Raw genomic sequence first — 21,297 nt, forward strand, 5'->3', positions numbered from 1 at the left:
GCCCGCCCTGCACCCGGGCCGCACCCTTCCGGCATGATCATGACGTGAACAGCTGGAACGTGAGGCAAGCCCCGGACACGGCCCCCGGACCGTACGTCCTGTTCGACGTCGACGGCACCCTGATCGACGCGGTGGACAACCAGCGCCGGGTCTGGCACACCTGGGCCGAGCGGTACGGGCTGGATCCCGACGAGGTTCACCGGGTCGCGTTGCGCACCCGTCCCCTGGAGACGTTCGAGTCCGTCGCCCCGGACCGCGACCCGGGGGAGTGCCTGGCCGCCCTGCACGCGCTGGAGGACGAGGACGTGCGCACCGGCACCTACTCCGCCTTCGCGGGCGCCGCCGACCTGCTCGCCGCCCTGCCGCCCGGCAGGTGGGGCCTGGTGACGTCGAACTACGCGCACCGGGTGCGCGGCCGGTTCGCCCGGACCGGCCTGCCCGTGCCCGGGGTCGTCGTGGACGCCGCCTCCGTCGCCGAGGGCAAGCCGTCGCCCGTGCCCTATCTGCTCGGGGCGGAGCTGCTCGGCGCCCGTCCGGCGGACTGCCTGGTGGTGGAGGACGCGCCGTCCGGGGTGACGGCGGGGCTGCGGGCCGGGATGACGGTCTGGGGCGTCAACGGGCCCGAAGTGGACGGCGTGCACCGCCACTTCGGGAGCCTCGCCGAGGCGGCACCCGAGATCCTGGCCTTCGTGGGAGGAGCGGACCGGGACCGCACTTCCGGCGCCTGATCACTGCTTCAGGGCCCACGCGCGCAGCGCGGCCTTGTCGGCGAAGTCCGCGACGTCCTTGTCCAGCGGGTCGTCGGTGTACTGGTGGAAACGCCACGAGGCCTCGATGCGGGGCTTGCCCGCGGTCACGTAGTCGGCGATCCACAGTCCGTCCCCCGCGTACGAGGTGGTGTCGACGTTGAGCCAGTAGTTGCGGTTCGTGTAGAGCACCACCCGGTGGTGGGGCCGCAGCTCCTTCACCTTGCGGATGAACCGGTCCTTCTCCGCGTTGCTCGCGTGCGTGCCGTCGCCCGTCGTCTCCCAGTCCACGGCGAGCAGGTCGCCGGCCTTCTCCGGGGCCTTGCCCACGAAGTACTCGGCCTGCGCGGTGATGTTCCCCGGCCACAGGAAGTGGTAGAACCCGACCACGCATCCGGCGTCGCGCGCCGTCTTCACCTGCGCGGTCAGCTTCGGATTGACGTAGGAACGGCCTTCCGTCGCCTTGACGAAGACGAAGGAGAGACCGTCGGTGCCGTAAGCGGACGACTGATAGGCGCTGACATCGACACCTCGCAGCATGGGGGCTCCCTGGGGTCGTGGGGGACAGGGGGTGCGCGGGTGCGCTAGCCACCGCTTTCCCTCCGCCGGGCCCTCCCACCCCCGTGCGGGGTGCCGGGGAGTCCGTCGGCCCGGGTCAGCACTCGATGATGTTGACCGCCAGGCCGCCGCGCGCCGTCTCCTTGTACTTGACGCTCATGTCCGCGCCGGTGTCCTTCATGGTCTTGATGACCTTGTCGAGGGAGACCTTGTGGGAGCCGTCGCCGCGCATGGCCATCTTGGCGGCGGTCACGGCCTTCACGGACGCCATGCCGTTGCGCTCGATGCACGGGATCTGGACGAGGCCGCCGACCGGGTCGCAGGTCAGGCCCAGGTTGTGCTCCATGCCGATCTCGGCGGCGTTCTCGACCTGCTCGGGGCTGCCGCCGAGGACCTCGGCGAGGGCGCCCGCCGCCATCGAGCAGGCGGAGCCGACCTCGCCCTGGCAGCCGACCTCGGCGCCGGAGATGGAGGCGTTCTCCTTGAAGAGCATGCCGATGGCGCCGGCGGCGAGCAGGAAGCGGACGACGCCGTCCTCGTCCGCGCCCGGCACGAAGTTGATGTAGTAGTGCAGGACGGCCGGGATGATGCCCGCGGCGCCGTTGGTGGGGGCGGTGACGACGCGGCCGCCCGCCGCGTTCTCCTCGTTCACGGCCATCGCGTAGAGGGTGATCCACTCCATGGCGTGGGCCAGCGGGTCGCCCTCGGCGCGCAGCTGGCGGGCGGAGACGGCGGCCCTCCTGCGCACCTTCAGGCCGCCGGGCAGGATGCCCTCGCGGGTCATGCCGCGCGACACGCACGCCTGCATGACGCGCCAGATGCCGAGGAGCCCCTCGCGGATCTCCTCCTCGGTGCGCCAGGCCCGCTCGTTCTCCAGCATCAGCGCGGAGATCGACAGACCGGTCTCGCGGGTCAGCCGCAGCAGCTCGTCGCCGGTGCGGAAGGGGTACTTCAGGACGGTGTCGTCGAGCTTGATGCGGTCCTCGCCGACCGCGTCCTCGTCGACGACGAAGCCGCCGCCCACGGAGTAGTACGTCTTCTCCAGCACGAGGCCGCCGGAGGCGTCGTACGCGAAGACCGTCATGCCGTTGGCGTGGTACGGCAGTGCCTTGCGGCGGTGCAGGACCAGGTCGTCGTCGAAGGCGAAGCCGATCTCCCGCTCGCCGAGCAGGTTGATCCGCCCGGAGGACTTGATCTCCTCGACGCGTTCGTCGGCGCCCTCGACGTCCACGGTGCGCGGGGAGGCGCCCTCCAGGCCGAGCAGGACCGCCTTGGGGGTGCCGTGGCCGTGACCGGTCGCGCCGAGGGAGCCGTAGAGCTCGGCGCGTATGGAGGTCACCTGGTCGAGCAGTCCCTCGTTGCGCAGGCGGCGGGCGAACATGCGGGCCGCGCGCATCGGACCCACGGTGTGGGAGCTGGACGGGCCGATGCCGATCGAGAACAGGTCGAAGACCGAGATGGCCACGGGAACTCCTTGGTGGTCGCGCCGGACGCCGTTGTCCGGTGGAGGTGGTGCAGGGACTGCGGGGACTGCATGGAACGGGGCACCGCGCTCGGTTCCAGTGTGCGCGGTGCCCCGGACGTCCGTACGAAGGGGACCGTACGAACCAAAACGTACGACAGAAAGCGTACGAAATTACTTCAGGCCGGGGTACAGAGGGTGCTTGTCCGCCAGAGCGGACACGCGGGCCTTCAGGGACGCGGCGTCGTAGGACGGCTTGAGCGCCTCGGCGATGATGTCCGCGACCTCGGTGAAGTCCTCGGCCTGGAAGCCGCGGGTGGCGAGGGCGGGCGTGCCGATCCGCAGGCCGGAGGTGACCATGGGTGGACGCGGGTCGTTGGGGATGGCGTTGCGGTTGACCGTGATGCCGACCTCGTGGAGGCGGTCCTCGGCCTGCTGACCGTCCAGCTCGGAGTTGCGCAGGTCCACCAGGACCAGGTGCACGTCCGTGCCGCCGGACAGGACGTCCACGCCGACGGCCTTCACGTCGTCCTGGACGAGGCGCTCGGCCAGGATGCGGGCGCCCTCCAGCGTGCGCTGCTGGCGCTCCTTGAACTCGTCCGAGGCGGCGACCTTGAACGAGACGGCCTTGGCCGCGATCACGTGCTCCAGCGGGCCGCCCTGCTGACCGGGGAAGACCGCGGAGTTGATCTTCTTGGCCAGCTCGGCCGTCGAGAGGATCACGCCGCCGCGCGGGCCGCCCAGCGTCTTGTGGGTGGTCGTGGTGACGACGTGGGCGTGCGGCACCGGGTTGGGGTGCAGGCCCGCGGCGACGAGTCCGGCGAAGTGCGCCATGTCGACCATGAGGTACGCGCCGACCTCGTCGGCGATGCGGCGGAACTCCGCGAAGTCGAGCTGGCGCGGGTAGGCCGACCAGCCCGCCACGATCAGCTTCGGCCGGGACTCCTTGGCCAGGCGCTCGACCTCGGCCATGTCGACCTGACCGGTCTCGTCGTCCACGTGGTAGGCGACCACGTCGTACAGCTTGCCGGAGAAGTTGATCTTCATGCCGTGGGTCAGGTGCCCGCCGTGCGCGAGGTTCAGACCCATGATCGTGTCGCCCGGCTTGAGCAGCGCGAACATCGCGGCCGCGTTGGCCTGGGCGCCCGAGTGCGGCTGCACGTTCGCGTGCTCGGCACCGAAGAGCGCCTTGATGCGGTCGATGGCGATCTGCTCGACCACGTCGACGTGCTCGCAGCCGCCGTAGTAGCGGCGGCCGGGGTAGCCCTCGGCGTACTTGTTGGTCAGGACCGAACCCTGGGCCTCCATGACCGCGACCGGAGCGAAGTTCTCCGACGCGATCATCTCCAGGGTGGACTGCTGGCGGTGCAGCTCGGCGTCGACGGCGGCGGCGACGTCCGGGTCCAGTTCGTGAAGGGGCGTGTTCAGAAGCGACATGCGGTGACTCCTCAGCCGGCGGTGAAAGCGGTGTACTCGTCCGCGGACATGAGGTCCTCCGGCTCGTCCGTGACGCGTACCTTGAACAGCCAGCCGCCCTCGAAGGGGGCGGAGTTCACCAGCGACGGGTCGTCCACCACGTCCTGGTTGGCCTCGACGACCTCGCCGGTGACCGGCGCGTAGAGGTCGCTGACCGACTTGGTCGACTCCAGCTCGCCGCAGGACTCGCCCGCGGTCACCGTGTCACCGACCTCCGGAAGCTGGGCGTAGACGACGTCGCCGAGCGCGTTGGCCGCGAACTCGGTGATGCCGACCGTCGAGACGCCGTCCTCGGCGACCGACAGCCACTCGTGCTCCTTGCTGTAGCGCAGCTGCTGGGGGTTGCTCATGGCCTGAATTCTCCTGTACGCGGGGGACTGCTGATGTCGGGGGTACCCCGTGCCCGGACGAAGCCGGAAACCCGGGGGAGGGGTGGTCATGGGATACGAGACGGCACGCCGGGGCACAGGTCACGCACCAACGCGCGCGGGTACCCCCGCGGCGCTCGCTCGGTCCGCTTCCTACCGGTGCCCATGGCGCCCGTCGCGCGCCCGGTGCCTACTTCTGGCGCTTGTAGAACGGCAGGGCCACGACCTCGTACGGCTCGTGGCTGCCCCGGATGTCCACGCCGACCCCGGCGGACCCGGGCGCCGCGTGCGCGGCGTCGACGTACGCGATCGCGATCGGCTTGCCCAGCGTCGGGGAGGGGGCGCCCGAGGTGACCTCGCCGATCACCGTGCCGTCGGCGACGACGGTGTACCCGGCGCGCGGTACGCGACGGCCCTCGGCGATCAGGCCGACGAGCACCCGCGGAGGGTTCTTCTCGGCCCGCTCGGCGGCGGCCTCCAGGGCCTTGCGTCCCACGAAGTCGCCCTCCTTCTCGAACTTCACGACCCGCCCGAGCCCGGCGTCGAAGGGCGTCAGCGAGGTGGTCAGCTCGTGCCCGTACAGCGGCATGCCGGCCTCCAGGCGCAGCGTGTCGCGGCAGGACAGGCCGCAGGGGACGAGGCCGACGGGGGCGCCCGCCTCGGTCAGTGCCTGCCACAGCCGCTCGGCGTCCGCGGGTGCCACGAACAGCTCGAAGCCGTCCTCACCGGTGTAGCCGGTGCGGGCGATGAGCGCCGGGACGCCGGCCACGGTGCCCGGCAGGCCCGCGTAGTACTTCAGGCCGTCCAGGTCCGCGTCGGTGAGCGACTTGAGGATGCCGGGGGACTCGGGGCCCTGTACGGCGATCAGGGCGTACGCGTCGCGGTCGTCGCGGACCTCGGCGTCGAACCCGTCCGCACGCCCGGTGAGCGCGTCGAGGACCACCTGGGCGTTGGAGGCGTTGGCGACGACCATGTACTCGGTCTCGGCGAGCCGGTAGACGATCAGGTCGTCGAGGATGCCGCCGTCCTCCTGGCAGATCATCGTGTAGCGCGCGCGGCCGACGCCGACGGAGGCGATGTTGCCGACCAGGGCGTAGTTCAGCAGGGCGGCGGCCTGCGGCCCGGTGACGGTGATCTCGCCCATGTGCGAGAGGTCGAACAGGCCGGCCTTCGTGCGGACGGCGAGGTGCTCGTCGCGCTCGGAGCCGTACCGCAGGGGCATGTCCCAGCCTGCGAAGTCGGTCATCGTCGCGCCGAGCGAGCGATGCAGGGCATCGAGCGCGGTGTGACGGGGTGCGTTGCTGCTCATCGGTGGGGCTCCCAAGGCATGACGGCGAGGTCGTTCCTCCCCATCTGTCATCGGAACCTGAGAGGTTCGCCACGACCCCACGAAACGGTGGTCATGACTTGCACCTTGGGTGGAGCCACTGGTCAGCGGCCCGCTTTTCAGATGTGCCTCGCCCGCGCGGTAACGGGGCCTGAGAGATTCAAGGGAGGGACTTGCTCCTTCGGCGCCCGGGGACTAGTACCCCAGGACTCTCCCGCGCGGATTCAAGCGGCCGGTATGCAGTTGGCGCGCACATCATTGCACGCGCCGTCCGATCGGGGCAGTCCGCATCTGTAACCGGCCTGTGGCAGTCCGAGTACGGAAACGAGAGAGACCACGCATTACCTTCTCTTTACACTCGACGGGGATGGGACTCCACACCCAAGGGGAGGACGATCACGGTGAACAGGACCACGGCGTACGCGACGACCTCGGGCATTGCCCTGCCCAAGCAGCCCGGCGCCCCGGCCCGGGAGGCGTGCGGCCCGCTCCCGGCGGCCGTCGTCCGCGACCTCAGGGCCCGCGCCGGGCACAGCCCGCACGGCCTGCTCTTCGGGGCGTCCGACGTCGTGGTGGTCACGGGGCTGCCCGGCAGCGGCAAGTCGACCCTGATGCGCCGTGCCGTCAAGGGCCCGCGCATCGACTCCCAGGACACGCGTGACCGCTGGGACGCCAGGATGGCCCGATGGCTGCCGTACGCGGTCTACCGCCCCTTCGTCCGCCTTGCGCACTACGCGGGGCTGCGTCGCACGCTGCGCTCCGGCGCCGGCGTCGTGGTGCACGACTGCGGCACACAGGCCTGGGTGCGCCGCTGGCTGGCCCGCGAGGCCCGGCGCCGGGGCGGCTCGCTGCACCTGCTGCTGCTCGACGTCCCGCCCGGCACGGCGCTCCGGGGCCAGCACGACCGGGGTCGCGGTGTCTCGCGCTACGCCTTCGCTCGGCATCGCGGAGCCGTGGCCCGGCTGCTGCGCGCCGTGGAGAAGGGCGACCTGCCCGAGGGCTGCGGCTCGGCGGTGCTCATCGACCGCGAGGCCGCGGACGTGCTGCGCCGGATCGACTTCGACGGCCGGGCCGTCACCGGCGCCCACTAATCTTTCCAGCCGGAACAGTGGTTCGAAGCAGGCGGTAGACAGATGGACTTCCCGGCACAGGCGCACCCCCATCCGCACGGCGGATGGCCCGGCAACGAGCTGGAGGAGGTGCTGTCCGCCTCGCTCGGCGTGCCCTCGGCCGGTGCCCGCATCGTCGAGGTCCTCGGCCGCAGCTTCGTCTGGGTGCCCCTGCCGAGCGGCGGCGGTCCGCACAGCGGCCCCCTCGACCTGCCGACGCTGGAGATCGAGGGCCAGGCGTACGTCCCCGTGTTCAGCTCCGAGGAGCAGTTCCGCCAGGTCACCGGCGGTCATCTGTCGTACACGATCGCGCCCGCCGTCGAGTTCGCCCGGGGCCTGCCGCCCCAGGTCGGCATCGCGGTCAACCCGGACGGCGTGGTCGGCGTACCCCTGCCGCCCGTCGCGGTCGCCGAGCTGTGCCGGGCGGGGCGGACCCCGCTGGACGGGCCGGCCGGCGGCGGCCGGGTGCGGCTGTTCGAGCCCGACTGGCAGGACGACCCGGTGGACTTCCTGTCCGCCGCGTCGGCCGAGTTCGCCGGGACCGGCGTCGTGCTCAGCGCCCGCCGCTGCCTGGCCAGCATCGAGGGCGGCGACCCGGTGATGTTCATCGGCGTCGAGCTCTCCCAGTGGGAGGGCGACGCCCGCACCCTCCCGCTCGACGCGCTGGGCCGTGCCCTCGGCCGGGTCCCGGTCGGCCACGCCGTGAACCTGGTTCTCCTGGACGTCGCCCAGGACCCGGTGGGCGACTGGATGCGCGCCCAGGTGCGGCCCTTCTACCAGCGCGAGTACTGACCCCGGCACCAGCGTGAGCGGTGACACCACGGAGACCCGTGACGCCGTGCGTCAAGTCGCTGTCAGGATCGCCGCTTAAGCTGGTTTCATGGCTCGGTCGAGGTGTTGACGCAGGTTCGTCACCGGTGGCTCGGGCGTATTGGATGAGTTCGTCGTGAATTGTTCGCGAAGGGGCGGTTGAGGGTGAGCGCGTCGGGCACGGCCGCGGCCGGGCAGGTCGAGCACATGCTGCGCCAGGTGACCCCCGGGCGCTACGACGCCTACGAGGCGCTCCTTCGCGCGCTCGCGACCCCGTCGTCCGGTCAGGTCTGGATGCTCCTGTGGCACGGCCAGGCCGGGTCCCCGGACGCCCAGTACGGGAACATGGAGGTGGACGGCTTCGGGTACGCCCCGTGCGTCACCTCCGCCCAGGAGCTCTCGGCCAGCGGCTGGAACCGCTCGTACGAGGTGGTCGACGGCCTCGACGTCGCCCGCACCCTCTACCCCGACCATTTCGGCCTCTGGCTCAATCCGCACGCGCCCGGCGGCGGCCTGGGCATCCCCTGGCTGGACCTGCGGCGCATCGCCGCGGGCCTGGAGCGGCAGCCCGCCGGACCGCTTCGGCTGTCCGAACCGGGCATCGAGATCCCGCAGTTCTACGCCCTGCTCACGCAGAACGCGCACCGCACCTCCGCCGTGCGGTCGCTGCGCCGCGCCTGGGTTCAGCCCGCGCTCGGGGCGCCCTATCTCGCCATCGGCCTTGACGTGTACGACACTTCGCCGCCCGCGGTCGACTCGGTGCGCGCCATGATGCAGCAGTCCATCGGCGCGGTCCCCGACGGGCTGCCCGTCTCGACCGTGGCGATGTCCGACGAGTACGACCCGGTGGCCATGTGGCTGCGCGTCAACGCCCGGCCGTTCTACGACCGTGAGGCCCACGCGGCCCCGGCCCAGGCGCCGATGGCGGGCGGCTACGGTTATCCGCCGGCCCGCGGAGGATACTGACGGCGCACGCCGCCGGCCCGCCGTCCCTGGCTCAGCGGTCGCGGAGGTGTTCCTCGCGGCAGTCTCTCACGCCTGACCTGCACGGGAACCGGCGTTAGGGCTGCTTGTCCGGGTTGGGTAGGAGGCGTGCCGAAAGAGGGCGTCATGGCCCCTTCCGGCGCAACTGCCCCCCGTCCGCCTCGCGTTACCCACTGTTCGGATAACGGAATCCCCTTAAGAGCATCACGGTTGCGCATACTTTCTCCATCAGACCTGGCACGTGATCGTGGCGGCACTGAAGACTCGCCCATCAGACATGGGGTCATCGATCCTGTGAGCGAGTGCAAGTCGAACGATCAGCCGGGTCACCAGGTCGCACCATCTGCGGCCGACCTCCCGGCACGCAAGTGAACCAAGCCGCAGACAGCGGCGGGCGTAGGCCGGTCACCACCGGCGAGAGGGGTCGGGTCACTGTGACCGCACCGATCGAGACCACCGGGGCGGGACCGGAAGCGCAGCCGGAGGCTGTGCTTGCCGGTGTCGAAAAGGGGCAGATCGAGGGCCGTTCCCTGGGACAGATCGCCTGGACGCGCTTCAAGCGCGACAAGGTGGCGGTTGCCGGCGGTGTCATCGTCGTGCTGCTCATCCTGCTGGCCGTGCTCTCGCGGCCCATCCAGGCGATGTTCGGGCTGGACCCGAACGCCTTCCACCAGGATCTGATCGACCCCAACACCTCGCTGCCCAAGGGCGGCTTCGGCGGCATGAGCGCGGACCACCCGCTGGGCGTGGACCCGAAGTTCGGCCGCGACATCGCCACCCGCATCCTGGAGGGCTCCTGGGTGTCGCTGGTGGTCGCCTTCGGCGCCACCATCCTGTCCAACGTGATCGGCGCGATCCTCGGCGTCGTCGCCGGCTACTACGGCGGGCGGGTCGACTCGATCATCAGCCGTCTGATGGACACCTTCCTCGCCTTCCCCCTCCTGCTCTTCGCCATCGCCATCTCCGCCACCCTCCAGGGCGGCGCGTTCGGCCTCGAAGGGCTCCCGCTCCACCTGAGCGTGCTGATCTTCGTCATCGGCTTCTTCAACTGGCCCTACCTGGGCCGCATCGTCCGCGGTCAGACGCTCGCCCTGCGCGAGCGGGAATTCGTGGACGCCTCCCGGGGCATGGGCGCCAAGGGCCCCTACATCCTCTTCCGGGAGCTGCTGCCCAACCTGGTCGGCCCGATCATCGTCTACTCGACGCTGCTCATCCCGACCAACATCCTCTTCGAGGCGTCCCTGAGCTTCCTCGGGGTCGGCATCCAGCCCCCGCAGGCGTCGTGGGGCGGCATGCTCAGGGAGGCGGTCACCTTCTACGAGGTGGACCCGCAGTTCATGATCGTGCCTGGTCTCGCCATCTTCGTGACCGTCCTGGCGTTCAACCTGCTGGGTGACGGTCTCCGCGACGCTCTCGACCCGCGCAGTCGCTGACGCCTGCCGACACCGAGAGTCCATCAAGTTTCCGACAATGGAGGGGAACCCGACCATCATGCGAAGGTCAGCGCTGGCCGCTATTGCGGCCATCGGCTCCGCGAGCCTGCTCGTTGCAGGTTGCAGCAAGGCCGATGACAACAAGAACGACAACGGCAACAAATCGGCTGGGGCCAACGCCGCGACCAAGGATGTCGTCAACGCCTCCACGAAGAAGGGCGGGACGGTCACCTACGAGCTGTCCGACGTCCCGGACTCCTTCGACCCCGGCAACACGTACTACGCGTACATGTACAACCTCAGCCGGCTGTACGCCCGCCCGCTGATGACGTTCCAGCCCGGCGCCGGCGAGAAGGGCAACACCCTCGTCCCGGACCTCGCCGAGAGCAAGGGCGTCCCGAGCGACGGCGGCAAGACCTGGACGTACAAGCTGCGTTCGGGCCTGAAGTACCAGGACGGCTCCGCGATCACCTCGAAGGACGTCAAGTACGCCGTCGAGCGCTCGAACTTCGCGCGTGACGTGCTCTCCCTCGGCCCGAACTACTTCCAGCAGTTCCTGGCCGGCGGCGACAAGTACAAGGGCCCCTACAAGGACAAGAGCGCCAAGGGCCTGTCGTCGATCGAGACCCCCGACGACACCACGATCGTCTTCCACCTGAAGACGGCCTTCCAGGAGTTCGACTACCTGGTCGCCGCCCCGCAGACCGCTCCGGTGCCCCAGGCCAAGGACAAGGGCGTCGACTACGTCAAGAGCATCGTCTCCTCGGGCTCCTACAAGTTCCAGAGCTACTCCGAGGGCAAGCAGGCCGTCCTCGTGCGCAACGAGAACTGGGACGCGAAGACCGACCCGCTGCGCAAGCAGTACCCCGAAAAGATCGTCGTCAACCTGAAGGTCAACGCCGAGACGATCGACAAGGACGTCCTCGCGGGCGACGCGATCGACCTCGGTGGTACGGGTGTCCAGGCCGCGACCCAGGCGCAGCTGCTCAGCTCCGCCGAGAAGAAGGCCGGCACGGACAACACCTACGGTGGCCGTCTCGTCTACATGGCGATCAACACCAAGGTGAAGCCGTTCGACAAGGTCGAGTGCCGCAAGGCCGTGCAGTTCGCGATCGACAAGGTCTCGGTGCAGACCGCCGAGGGCGGCCCGATCCGTGGTGACGTCGCCTCCACCGTTCTCCCGCCGGACATCCCGGGCTACGAGAAGTCGGACGTCTACGCGTCCGCCGGCAACAAGGGCGACGAGGCCAAGGCCAAGGAGCAGCTGAAGGCCTGCGGCAAGACGAGCATCAAGACGAACATCTCCGCGCGCAGCGACCGCCCGCAGGAGATCGACGCCGCCACCGCGATCATCAACTCGCTGAAGAAGGTCGGCATCGACGCCAGCCTGAAGCAGTACCCGTCGGGCAAGTACTTCACCGACTACGCGGGTGTCCCGAAGTTCACCGAGAAGCAGAACATCGGCCTGATCATGATGCAGTGGGGCGCCGACTGGCCGTCCGGCTACGGCTTCCTGCAGCAGATCCTGAACGGCTCCGCGATCGGCGAGTCCGGTAACACCAACCTGTCGCAGTACGACAACAAGGATGTCAACGCCCTCCTCGAGAAGGCGATCGGCACCCAGGACGACGCGGCGCGCAACACGCTGTACACGCAGATCGACAAGCAGACCATGGACGACGCGGTTCTCGTCCCGCTGACCTACTTCAAGGTCCTGCTGGCCCGCCCGCAGGGTTACACCAACCTGGTCTCCACGGCGGCCTTCAGCGGTCAGTACGACTACCTCAACATCGGCACCACCAAGAAGTAGCAGCCCCGGAAGGCAGGTGAAGGCATTGGTGCCCGCGGGCTCAGCCCGCGGGCACCAGCGCCGATCCCCGTGATCTCGTACATCCTCCGTCGGACGGTAGCGGCAGTGATCCTGCTGCTGGTCGTCTCCGCGGTCACCTTCGCCATCTTCTTCCTGCTGCCACGGCTCGCCGGCCAGTCCGCGGACCAGCTGGCGCAGCAGTACATCGGTAAGAGCCCGTCGAAGGCCGACATCGCCGCGGTCAAGCACAACCTCGGTCTGGACCAACCCCTGTACGTCCAGTACTGGCACTTCATCAAGGGGATCGTGGCCGGCGCCACCTATGACCTGGGCCCCACCACGGTGCACTGCAACGCGCCGTGCTTCGGGTACTCCTTCAAGACCCACGTCGCGGTGTGGCCTCAGCTGACCTCCCGCCTTCCGGTGACCATCTCGCTCGCAGCGGGTGCCGCCGTCCTGTGGCTGATCTCGGGCGTGGCGGTCGGTGTGATCTCCGCGCTGAAGCCGCGCTCGTTCTTCGACCGCGCCTTCATGGGTGTCGCGCTCGCGGGCGTCTCGCTGCCCATGTTCTTCACGGGCAACCTGGCGATCCTCCTCTTCACCTACCAGTGGCCGATCTTCGGCCGCACCTACGTCCCGTTCACCGAGAACCCGGCGCAGTGGGCCAACACCCTCTTCCCCGCCTGGTGTTCACTCGCGCTCCTGTACTCCGCCATCTACGCGCGGCTCACCCGCTCGGGCATGCTGGAGACGATGAACGAGGACTTCATCCGCACGGCCCGCGCCAAGGGCCTGCGCGAGCGCAACGTCGTGGTCCGGCACGGACTGCGCGCTGCCCTCACCCCGATCATCACCGTCTTCGGCATGGACCTCGGTCTGCTGCTCGGCGGTGCGCTGATCACCGAGACCGTGTTCTCCCTGCACGGTGTCGGCCAGTACGCGGTGCAGGCCATCGAGGACAACGACCTGCCCCCGATCCTGGGCGTGACCCTGCTCGCCGCCTTCTTCGTCGTGATCGCAAATCTTCTGGTGGACCTGCTCTACGCGGCCGCCGACCCGCGGGTGAGGCTCTCGTGACCGAACTCTCCAAGACCGGCGCCGCGGTGGGCGAGCCCGTCAACGCCCCCTCAAACGCGCCGAGCGCGTTCCTCGAAGTGCGTGACCTCAAGGTGCACTTCCCGACCGACGACGGCCTGGTCAAGTCCGTCGACGGACTCAGCTTCGCGCTGGAGAAGGGCAAGACCCTCAGCATCGTCGGTGAGTCGGGCTCCGGTAAGTCCGTCACCTCGCTGGCCATCATGGGTCTGCACCGGCTCGGCGCGCGGGGCAAGAACGTCCAGATGGCCGGCGAGATCTGGCTGGACGGCAAGGAACTGGTCAACGCCGATCCGGACGAGGTGCGCAAGCTCCGCGGCCGCGAGATGGCGATGATCTTCCAGGACCCGCTCTCGGCGATGCACCCGTACTACACGGTCGGCAGCCAGATCGTCGAGGCGTACCGGGTCCACCACAAGGTCGACAAGAAGACGGCGCGCAAGCGTGCCGTCGAGATGCTCGACCGCGTGGGCATCCCCGAGCCCGGCAAGCGGGTCGACAGCTACCCGCACGAGTTCTCCGGCGGTATGCGCCAGCGCGCGATGATCGCGATGGCGCTGGTCAACAACCCCGAGCTGCTCATCGCGGACGAGCCGACGACCGCCCTGGACGTGACCGTCCAGGCGCAGATCCTCGACCTCATCCGTGATCTGCAGAAGGAGTTCGGCTCCGCGGTCATCATCATCACCCACGACCTGGGTGTGGTCGCCGAGATCGCCGACGACGTCCTCGTGATGTACGGCGGCCGGTGTGTGGAGCGCGGTCCCGTCGACACGATCTTCGAGCGCCCGCAGCACCCCTACACCTGGGGTCTGCTCGGCTCGATGCCGCGTATCGACCGGGAGACGTCCGACCGGCTCATCCCGGTCAAGGGCCAGCCGCCGAGCCTCATCAACGTCCCCTCGGGCTGTGCCTTCCACCCGCGCTGCCCGTACGCGGACCTGCCCAAGGGTGATGTCACCCGCACCGTGCGCCCCGACCTCCAGTTGGTCGGCAGCGGTCACTACACCGCCTGCCACCTCTCGCAGGAGGACCGGACGCGGATCTGGACCGAAGAGATTGCGCCGAAGCTGTGAGCGAAACGAAGAAGACGGACGCCGCCGACGCGGTGATCCCGCAGCAGGCAACGGCCACCGAGGACCGCGCGAAGTCCGCGGAGGGCTCGGACGACCGTGAGGTCCTGCTCCGGGTCCGGGGGCTTCAGAAGCACTTCCCGATCCGCAAGGGAGTGCTCCAGCGCCAGGTCGCCGCGGTCAAGGCCGTCGACGGCATCGACTTCGAGGTCCGCAAGGGCGAGACCCTCGGCGTCGTCGGCGAGTCCGGCTGCGGCAAGTCGACCATGGGACGGGTCATCACCCGCCTCCAGGACCCGACCGGCGGCACCATCGAGTTCGAGGGCAAGGACATCACCCGACTCAGCGCGGGAGGGATGCGCCCGCTGCGCCGGGACATCCAGATGATCTTCCAGGACCCGTACGGGTCGCTGAACCCCCGGCACACCATCGGCTCGATCGTCTCGGCTCCCTTCCGGCTCCAGGGCGTGGAGCCCGAGGGCGGGGTCAAGAAGGAGGTCCAGCGGCTCCTGGAGCTGGTGGGTCTGAGCCCCGAGCACTACAACCGCTACCCGCACGAGTTCTCCGGCGGTCAGCGGCAGCGCATCGGCATCGCCCGCGCGCTCGCCCTGAAGCCGAAGCTGGTCGTCGCGGACGAGCCGGTGTCCGCGCTGGACGTGTCGATCCAGGCGCAGGTCGTGAACCTGATGGACGACCTCCAGTCGGAGCTCGGCCTCACGTACGTGATCATCGCGCACGACCTGTCCGTCGTCCGCCATGTCTCGGACCGCATCGCCGTGATGTACCTCGGCAAGATCGTCGAGCTCGCCGACCGCACCTCGCTGTACGAGGCGCCGATGCACCCGTACACCAACGCCCTGATGTCGGCCGTGCCGGTGCCGGACCCCAAGCGCCGGGGCGCGAAGAGCGAGCGCATCCTGCTGCGCGGCGACGTTCCCTCGCCGATCTCCCCGCCGAGCGGCTGCCGTTTCCACACCCGGTGCTGGAAGGCCACGGAGGTCTGCAGGACGACCGAGCCGCCGCTCCTGGAGCTGAGGCCCGGTCAGCGGGTCGCCTGCCACCACCCGGAGAACGCCGAGGACCAGGCGCCGCAGGACACGGTGCTGCTGTCGGTGGCGAAGGAGGCGGTGGAGCTGGTGGTTCCGGCCGCCGCCGAGACGCCGGCCGAGAGCGGCGAGGGTTCTGCCGAGGCCGACGCCGAGGAGACCGCCGCCGTCGCGGAGACGGCCGCCGCCGACGCGGAGGCTCCCGCCGAGGCTGAGGCTTCCGCCGACGCCGACGCCGACGCCGAGTCCGCGGAAGCCGAGGCTTCTGCCGAGGCGGAGACGGTGGCCGAGGCTGCCGGCGACGAGGCCGCGGAGGCTCCCGCCGACGCCGCCGAGTCCGACGCCGGGGACGAGGCCGAGGCCGTGACCGAGGGCGAGTCCTCCGGCGAGGCCGTGTCCGAGTCCGAGGCCGCGTCCGACGCGGAGGAGGCCCCGGCCGAGTCCTCCGACGCCGGGTCGGAGACCGACGCCGAGGCGAAGCCCGAGGCCGCGGAATCCGATCGTCAGGAGTCAACCGGCAAGTAGGCCGTGACGACTTGGCAAAGTCATGAACATGCCTGAACGGGAGAGTGCAGAGTCTCGCGTGTCCGTCAGTTCGGAACACGTTCGAAAGGGACGCTCATGGCACTCTCCCGTTCGGCACGTTTAGGGGCCCTCGCCACCGCGGCGGCCTCCTTCCTCGTCATCGCCGCCTCCTCCGCCCCGACCCCGGGCGCCGACGGCATCGGTGACCCCTACTTCCCGCAACTGGGCAACGGCGGCTTCGACGCCCGCCACTACGACCTCGACGTGGCCTACAACCCGGACACCGACCGCCTCGACGGCCGGACGACCATCACCGCCCGCGCCACCCAGAGCCTGTCCGCCTTCGATCTGGACCTCCAGAAGCTGGATGTCACGAAGGTCGAGGTGAACGGCAGACGCGCCGACTTCACGCGAGCGGGCGACGAGATCCACATCACCCCGCGCGGCACTCTGCCCAGAGGCAAGACCTTCACGGTGACCGTCACCTACGGAGGCGTCCCCGAAGCCCTGAACGGCCCCATCGTCTTCGGCTCCGACTACGGGTGGATGAAGACCACCGACGGCGTCTTCGTCGCCTGTGAACCCAACGCCGCCTCCACCTGGTTCCCGTCCAGCGACCATCCGTCCGACAAGGCGACGTACGACATCAGGATCAAGGCCCCGAAGGGTCTGACCGGGGTCTCCAACGGCCGCCTCGTCTCGACGTACGACAAGGGCGGCCAGACCGTCGCGCACTGGCGCGAGAGCCGGCCCATGGCGACCTATCTCGCGACCGCGACCATCGGCAGATTCGACGTGAAGACCGGGAAGACCCCGGCGGGGACACCCATCTACGTCGCCATCGACCCGGTGCTCGCGAACAGCAACAGCGTCGATGTGTACGGCGTCACGGCCGAGGCCACCGACTACTGGTCGCAGGTCTTCGGCCCCTACCCCTTCGAGGAGACCGGCGCCATCGTCGACGACATGCCGCAGGCCGGGTTCTCCCTGGAGGTCCAGTCCAAGCCCGCGTACTCCGCCGTGCGTTCCGAGTCGACCATCGTCCACGAGCTGGCCCACCAGTGGTTCGGCGACTCGGTCTCGGTGGAGCGCTGGAAGGACATCTGGCTCAACGAGGGCTTCGCCACCTACGCCCAGTGGCTGTGGTCCGAGCACAAGGGCATCCGCTCGGCGCACGACTCGTTCCTCGCCGGGTACAACGCGCGGCCGGCGGACTCCTCCTTCTGGCAGATCACGGTCGCCGACCCGCAGCGCGACACGATGTTCGCCTCGGCGGTCTACCAGCGTGGTGCGATGACGCTCCAGATGCTGCGCGAGCGCATCGGCGACCAGGCGTTCTTCAAGCTGCTGCCCGCCTGGACGAAGCTGCACCGCTACGGCAACGCGAACACCGCCGACTTCGTCCGGCTCGCCGAGAAGATCTCGGGACAGCAGCTCGACGATCTCTTCCAGACGTGGATCCACACGACGGGCAAGCCGGTGGTGTAGGCCGTATCACCTGTCGCAGGCCTTGCTTTGTAAGGTTCAGGCCCGTCGGCAGGTGAGAATGTTCGGGTGCTTCAGGAACTGTTCAGCCCCTCCGTCCAGCATGTGCTCGACCTCGTGGGGATCTTCGTCTTCGCGATCTCCGGCGCGCTGCTGGCCGTCCGCAAGAACTTCGACGTCTTCGGCATCGCCGTACTCGCCGAGGTCACCGCGCTGGGCGGAGGGCTGTTCCGGGACCTGATGATCGGCGCCGTGCCGCCGGCCGCGTTCACCGACCTCGGCTACTTCAGCACTCCGCTGCTCGCCGCTCTGCTGGTCTTCTTCCTCCACCCCCATGTGGAGCGGATCCAGGTCGGCGTCAACGTCTTCGACGCGGCCGGTCTCGGCCTGTTCTGCGTCGCGGGCACCACGAAGGCGTACGAGTACGGGCTCGGTCTGCCGCAGTCCGCCGCGCTGGGCCTGGCCACCGCGGTCGGCGGCGGTGTGCTGCGCGACGTGCTCGCCAACGAGGTGCCCTCGCTGCTGCGCTGGGACCGCGACCTGTACGCGGTGCCCGCGATGGTCGGCGCCACGATGGTCGTGCTGTGCATCTACTACGACGTGCTGACCCCGTTCACCAGCGGCCTCGCGGTCGTCACCGCCTTCGTCCTGCGACTGCTGGCGATGCGGTACCACTGGCGGGCGCCGCGCGCGTGGAACCGTCGTTCGACGGTGACCGAGGAGGAGACCCCGTAGGACGCGGGGCGGCTCCGGTCGGTCCGAGGCGGCCCGAGGTGACGATGTCACACGAGCGCAATATGCAAAGCTACCGCTTAGTAATTTCCTGTTGTACTGTTCACGCATGGCAGAAGCAGCTTCGGTACAGGCCGTACGGGCCACGATCGGTGACAGCGAGTTCGACCGCGACACCGCGGTCACCCTGCGCGAGCCCGGCGTCTACGACATCGACCTCTCCGCCGGATGGACGATCATCAACGCCGTCAACGGCGGCTACCTGCTCGCCGTCCTGGGGCGCGCGCTCGCGGAGGCCCTGCCGCACGCCGACCCGTTCACCATCTCCGCGCACTACCTGACCGCGTCCCAGCCGGGACCGGCGGTGGTCCGCACGGACGTCGTCCGCACCGGCCGGACGCTGTCGACCGGCCAGGCATCCCTCTTCCAGTACGACGACGAGGGCCGCGAGGTCGAGCGCATCCGCGTGCTCGCCTCGTACGGCGACCTCGACGCCCTGCCCGACGACGTCCGTACGACCGCGCGGCCGCCCGCGATCCCGCCGATGGATCAGTGCTTCGGCCCGCAGGACGCCCCCGCGCCGGTCCCCGGCAGCTCCGCGATCACCGACCGGCTGTTCCTCAAGCTCGATCCCTCGACCCTGGGCTGGGCGCTCGGCGCGCCGTCCGGGAAGGGCGAGATGCGTGCCTGGTTCGGCCTCGCCGACGGCCGCGACGCGGACCCGCTCTCGCTGCTCCTCGCGGTCGACGCGCTGCCGCCGACGGCCTTCGAGATCGGCCTCTCCGGCTGGGTGCCGACGGTAGAGCTGACCGTGCACGTGCGCTCCCGCCCCGCGCCCGGCCCGCTGCGCGTCTCGATCACCACCCGCAACCTGGCCGGCGGCTTCCTGGAGGAGGACGCGGAGGTCTGGGACAGCGAGGACCGGCTGGTCGCGCAGTCCCGGCAGCTCGCGCGGGTCAGGCTCGGCTGAGCGGCGTCCGCCCCAGCCAGGCCGCCAGCCGTTCGTAGGCGTCGGCCCCCTCGGGGGCCGGCACCGCCGAGTCGAACGGCAGCTCCGGGTCCTCCCGCTGTGCGTCGGGCAGCACGTGCCGGGCGACCGCGAGCGCGAACTCGGCGAGTTCCGGGTCGAGTGCGAGCGGCCGGCCGAGTGCGTCGGAGAGGTCCCAGGTGTGGGTGACCGCCTCCATGACGTAGCCGGACAGCGCCTGGCGTCCGGGAGCCTCTCCCCACGGGACCCGGACGAGGGCGTCCAGTCGCGCGTCGTCCGCCCATGCCTCGGCGACCTCGGTCCTGGCCCCGTCGTACGCGGCGCTCCAGGCGTCGTCCGGCACCCCGTCGGCGAACGGCCGCACGGCCAGTCCGTCGCCGCCCGCCCCGATCACCGCGATACGACGGGTACCGCCGACGATGTGCGACAGCAGCGTGCGCACCTCGAACTCGGCGCACGGGGTGGGTCCTGCGAGCTGCTCCGGCCGGACCGTCCCGACCAGGGCGGCGATCTGCTCGGCGGTGCGGGCGTACAGGGGGCGGGGATCGACGTTCATAGCTGACCTCTTCCGTGTCTCGGTATGCCCCCAGCGTCGCCGGATAACCTGACAGTTTCCGTCAACATTTGCGAAGGGCTTCCGGCGGGCGCGATCCTGGGGCCCGTGAAGTCCGACCGCCTGCTCTCGATCCTCCTGCTGCTGCAGACCCGCGGCCGCGTCCCGGCGCACGAGCTCGCCGACCGGCTGGAGGTGTCGGTCCGCACCATCTATCGCGATGTCGAGGCGCTGTCGGCCTCCGGCGTCCCGGTCTACGCCGAGCGCGGCCGGCACGGCGGCATCGAACTGCTCGCCGGATTCCGTACGGACGTCACGGGCCTGACCGCCGACGAGTCCCGCGCGCTGTTCATCCTCGCGGCGCAGGGCGCGCACGCCGCGCTCGGCCTGGACGCGGCGCTCGGCTCCGCGCTGCGCAAGGTGATGGCCGCGCTGCCCGCACCGCACCGGCCCGCCGCAGAGGTGACCAGCCGGCGCGTCCTGGTCGACGCGACCCGCTGGAAGGGCGGACCGCAACCGGCCGTGGACCTGGACGTGTTGCAGGACGCCGTCTTCTCCGACCGGCGGCTGCGGCTGCGGTACCGGCACAGCGGGGACCCCGAGGCGCACACGTACACCGTCGACCCGTACGGACTGGTGTCCAAGGCCGGCATCTGGTACCTGGTCGCCGACCGGCGTGCGAAGCCGCGGTTGTTCCGGGCCGACCGGGTGCGCGCGGCGACCGTGCTGCCCGATCCGGTGCGCCGTCGGCCGGGAGTCGAACTCGCCGACGCCTGGGAGGTGTTGCGCCGCCAGGTGGAGGAGCGTCCGGGTGGTGTCGACGTCACGGTCCGGGTACGGCGCTCCCGCCTCGATCTGTTCCTGCGTCTGAACGCGGCCACGCTCGCGGAGCTGCCCGAGGACGACGGGACGGGCGACTGGGTGGTGGCACGGCTGTCCTGCGGCGCGGTCCGCGAGGCCCGCACCCTGCTGGCCTTCGGGGACGCGGTGGAGGTCCTCTCGCCGCCCGAGGTCCGTGCGGAGCTCGCCGCGACGGCCGCCGCCGTCCGCGCGGTGTACGCGGGGGATTGAGGTCGGCGCCGGGGCCGCCCGTCCACAGCAAGACACAGCCCCGGCACAGCGCGGGCCTACCTGGATCTGGTGCTCTTGGCCCCGCTCATCCCGTTCTCATCGACCGGTCCCCTTGACCTGCTTGGGAGTTGCCCTCATGAACCGTCGCGCACGACACGGTGCCCTCGTCCCCGCCGTCGCCCTGCTGGTGCTCTCACCGCTGCTGGCCGCCTGCGGCTCGGGCGACTCCTCGTCGTCCTCGGACGGCGGCGATTCTGGCGGGCAGAGCTGCCGACGGCCGTCCGGCATGCCGAGCGGGGGCCCGTCCGGACGTCCCGGCGGCGCGCCGTCCGGAATGCCCACGCCGTCCGGTACGCCGTCGGCCATGCCCACCGGCAAGGCGCCGTCCGGTGCTCCCTCCGGAATGCCGAGCGGGATGCCGAGCGGAATGCCCGGTGGCGGCGCGGGTGGCGGACAGGGCGGCTGCGGCGGCCCCGGAGGCGGTCAGGGACAGCGGGCGCAGGGCTGACCCGGGCCGGCGCGACCTGGGTGGCCCGTTCCGAAGGGCCGGCGTGACCCGGGCGCGTACTCGGCCGTCGTACGGCGGGGCGGCGCACCTGGTGAACGGGTGTGCCGCCCTCGTGCGTCGCCCCGGGCCGCGGTGGCG

Annotated in this window: 20 protein-coding genes and 2 riboswitches; of the genes, 14 read left to right on the plus strand and 6 right to left on the minus strand. The window is 70.2% G+C overall.

The window, feature by feature from the left end; genetic code table 11:
• The first annotated feature begins 44 nt into the window (after positions 1-44).
• Positions 45-728 (plus strand): HAD family hydrolase, encoded by a 684-nt coding sequence (locus ABEB03_RS35400; protein WP_345656990.1) that lies wholly within the window; start codon positions 45-47, stop codon positions 726-728.
• Here ABEB03_RS35400 and ABEB03_RS35405 read toward each other — a convergent pair whose 3' ends face one another.
• The 5 genes from ABEB03_RS35405 to gcvT all read right to left on the minus strand — a co-directional run bounded on the left by ABEB03_RS35405 (position 729) and on the right by gcvT (position 5,919).
• Positions 729-1,286: a glycoside hydrolase family 25 protein gene (locus ABEB03_RS35405; protein WP_345656991.1), complete on the minus strand. Its 558-nt coding sequence runs from the start codon at positions 1,284-1,286 to the stop codon at positions 729-731.
• Between the two features lie 115 nt (positions 1,287-1,401).
• On the minus strand, positions 1,402-2,769 hold the full coding sequence (locus ABEB03_RS35410) for an L-serine ammonia-lyase (RefSeq protein WP_345656992.1): 1,368 nt from the start codon (positions 2,767-2,769) through the stop codon (positions 1,402-1,404).
• A gap of 171 nt (positions 2,770-2,940) precedes the next feature.
• Positions 2,941-4,203 (minus strand): serine hydroxymethyltransferase, encoded by a 1,263-nt coding sequence (glyA, locus tag ABEB03_RS35415; protein ID WP_345656993.1) that lies wholly within the window; start codon positions 4,201-4,203, stop codon positions 2,941-2,943.
• An 11-nt stretch (positions 4,204-4,214) separates the two neighbouring features.
• Positions 4,215-4,592: a glycine cleavage system protein GcvH gene (gene gcvH, locus ABEB03_RS35420; RefSeq protein ID WP_028805312.1), complete on the minus strand. Its 378-nt coding sequence runs from the start codon at positions 4,590-4,592 to the stop codon at positions 4,215-4,217.
• A gap of 208 nt (positions 4,593-4,800) precedes the next feature.
• Positions 4,801-5,919: a glycine cleavage system aminomethyltransferase GcvT gene (gene gcvT / locus ABEB03_RS35425; RefSeq protein WP_095936788.1), complete on the minus strand. Its 1,119-nt coding sequence runs from the start codon at positions 5,917-5,919 to the stop codon at positions 4,801-4,803.
• A gap of 34 nt (positions 5,920-5,953) precedes the next feature.
• Positions 5,954-6,066, minus strand: a riboswitch (glycine riboswitch).
• A riboswitch (glycine riboswitch) is annotated at positions 6,067-6,164 on the minus strand.
• A 168-nt stretch (positions 6,165-6,332) separates the two neighbouring features.
• On the opposite strand from gcvT, the gene ABEB03_RS35430 reads away from it, so the two are divergent.
• From ABEB03_RS35430 to ABEB03_RS35480, 11 genes are all read left to right on the plus strand, one after another.
• Positions 6,333-7,028 carry an AAA family ATPase gene (locus ABEB03_RS35430; RefSeq protein WP_345657063.1) on the plus strand — a complete coding sequence of 232 codons (696 nt, stop codon included), beginning with the start codon at positions 6,333-6,335 and terminating at the stop codon, positions 7,026-7,028.
• A 42-nt stretch (positions 7,029-7,070) separates the two neighbouring features.
• Positions 7,071-7,838 carry an enhanced serine sensitivity protein SseB gene (locus ABEB03_RS35435; RefSeq protein WP_345656994.1) on the plus strand — a complete coding sequence of 256 codons (768 nt, stop codon included), beginning with the start codon at positions 7,071-7,073 and terminating at the stop codon, positions 7,836-7,838.
• 183 nt (positions 7,839-8,021) lie between these two features.
• The gene (locus ABEB03_RS35440) at positions 8,022-8,822 is read left to right on the plus strand and encodes an enhanced serine sensitivity protein SseB C-terminal domain-containing protein (protein ID WP_345656995.1); all 801 of its coding nucleotides are present in this window, start codon (positions 8,022-8,024) and stop codon (positions 8,820-8,822) included.
• A gap of 452 nt (positions 8,823-9,274) precedes the next feature.
• Positions 9,275-10,273, plus strand: a complete 999-nt coding sequence (locus ABEB03_RS35445; protein ID WP_345656996.1) for an ABC transporter permease — start codon at positions 9,275-9,277, stop codon at positions 10,271-10,273.
• 58 nt (positions 10,274-10,331) lie between these two features.
• The gene (locus ABEB03_RS35450; protein WP_459115356.1) at positions 10,332-12,083 is read left to right on the plus strand and encodes an ABC transporter substrate-binding protein; all 1,752 of its coding nucleotides are present in this window, start codon (positions 10,332-10,334) and stop codon (positions 12,081-12,083) included.
• A gap of 69 nt (positions 12,084-12,152) precedes the next feature.
• A complete protein-coding gene (locus ABEB03_RS35455) occupies positions 12,153-13,160 on the plus strand; it encodes an ABC transporter permease (RefSeq protein ID WP_345656998.1) in 1,008 nt (335 codons plus the stop codon).
• On the plus strand, positions 13,157-14,254 hold the full coding sequence (locus ABEB03_RS35460; protein WP_345656999.1) for an ABC transporter ATP-binding protein: 1,098 nt from the start codon (positions 13,157-13,159) through the stop codon (positions 14,252-14,254). Before ABEB03_RS35455 ends, ABEB03_RS35460 begins: the two co-directional genes overlap by 4 nt.
• The gene (locus ABEB03_RS35465; RefSeq protein WP_345657000.1) at positions 14,251-15,822 is read left to right on the plus strand and encodes a dipeptide ABC transporter ATP-binding protein; all 1,572 of its coding nucleotides are present in this window, start codon (positions 14,251-14,253) and stop codon (positions 15,820-15,822) included. The genes ABEB03_RS35460 and ABEB03_RS35465 overlap by 4 nt, the downstream gene beginning before the upstream one ends.
• Before the next feature lie 96 nt (positions 15,823-15,918).
• Positions 15,919-17,310, plus strand: a complete 1,392-nt coding sequence (locus tag ABEB03_RS35470) for a M1 family metallopeptidase (protein WP_345657001.1) — start codon at positions 15,919-15,921, stop codon at positions 17,308-17,310.
• Between the two features lie 66 nt (positions 17,311-17,376).
• Positions 17,377-18,042: a trimeric intracellular cation channel family protein gene (locus tag ABEB03_RS35475; RefSeq protein ID WP_028805301.1), complete on the plus strand. Its 666-nt coding sequence runs from the start codon at positions 17,377-17,379 to the stop codon at positions 18,040-18,042.
• A gap of 106 nt (positions 18,043-18,148) precedes the next feature.
• Positions 18,149-19,009, plus strand: coding sequence for a thioesterase family protein (locus ABEB03_RS35480; protein WP_345657002.1), 861 nt, complete (start codon positions 18,149-18,151; stop codon positions 19,007-19,009).
• On the opposite strand, the gene ABEB03_RS35485 is transcribed toward ABEB03_RS35480, so the two are convergent.
• Complete coding sequence (locus tag ABEB03_RS35485) at positions 18,996-19,583, minus strand: TIGR03086 family metal-binding protein (RefSeq protein ID WP_345657003.1); 588 nt, start codon at positions 19,581-19,583, stop codon at positions 18,996-18,998. The two genes, ABEB03_RS35480 and ABEB03_RS35485, sit on opposite strands and share 14 nt — an antisense overlap.
• Positions 19,584-19,688: 105 nt before the next feature.
• Between ABEB03_RS35485 and ABEB03_RS35490 the strand changes: the two genes are divergently transcribed.
• Both ABEB03_RS35490 and ABEB03_RS35495 read left to right on the plus strand, forming a co-directional pair.
• A complete protein-coding gene (locus ABEB03_RS35490; RefSeq protein ID WP_345657004.1) occupies positions 19,689-20,651 on the plus strand; it encodes a helix-turn-helix transcriptional regulator in 963 nt (320 codons plus the stop codon).
• A 136-nt stretch (positions 20,652-20,787) separates the two neighbouring features.
• Positions 20,788-21,159: a hypothetical protein gene (locus ABEB03_RS35495; protein ID WP_345657005.1), complete on the plus strand. Its 372-nt coding sequence runs from the start codon at positions 20,788-20,790 to the stop codon at positions 21,157-21,159.
• Positions 21,160-21,297 lie beyond the last annotated feature (138 nt).

The sequence above is a fragment of the Streptomyces siamensis genome (genome assembly GCF_039543605.1).
Lineage (GTDB): Bacteria > Actinomycetota > Actinomycetes > Streptomycetales > Streptomycetaceae > Streptomyces > Streptomyces siamensis.

Excerpts from the sequence above, each read along its gene's own strand:
- ABEB03_RS35480 (WP_345657002.1), top strand. The coding sequence starts at position 18,149 with ATGGCAGAAGCAGCTTCGGTACAGGCCGTACGGGCCACGATCGGTGAC.
- gcvT (WP_095936788.1), bottom strand. The coding sequence starts at position 5,919 with ATGAGCAGCAACGCACCCCGTCACACCGCGCTCGATGCCCTGCATCGC.
- ABEB03_RS35470 (WP_345657001.1), top strand. The coding sequence starts at position 15,919 with ATGGCACTCTCCCGTTCGGCACGTTTAGGGGCCCTCGCCACCGCGGCG.
- glyA (WP_345656993.1), bottom strand. The coding sequence starts at position 4,203 with ATGTCGCTTCTGAACACGCCCCTTCACGAACTGGACCCGGACGTCGCC.
- gcvH (WP_028805312.1), bottom strand. The coding sequence starts at position 4,592 with ATGAGCAACCCCCAGCAGCTGCGCTACAGCAAGGAGCACGAGTGGCTG.
- ABEB03_RS35405 (WP_345656991.1), bottom strand. The coding sequence starts at position 1,286 with ATGCTGCGAGGTGTCGATGTCAGCGCCTATCAGTCGTCCGCTTACGGC.
- ABEB03_RS35450 (WP_459115356.1), top strand. The coding sequence starts at position 10,332 with ATGCGAAGGTCAGCGCTGGCCGCTATTGCGGCCATCGGCTCCGCGAGC.
- ABEB03_RS35435 (WP_345656994.1), top strand. The coding sequence starts at position 7,071 with ATGGACTTCCCGGCACAGGCGCACCCCCATCCGCACGGCGGATGGCCC.
- ABEB03_RS35495 (WP_345657005.1), top strand. The coding sequence starts at position 20,788 with ATGAACCGTCGCGCACGACACGGTGCCCTCGTCCCCGCCGTCGCCCTG.
- ABEB03_RS35485 (WP_345657003.1), bottom strand. The coding sequence starts at position 19,583 with ATGAACGTCGATCCCCGCCCCCTGTACGCCCGCACCGCCGAGCAGATC.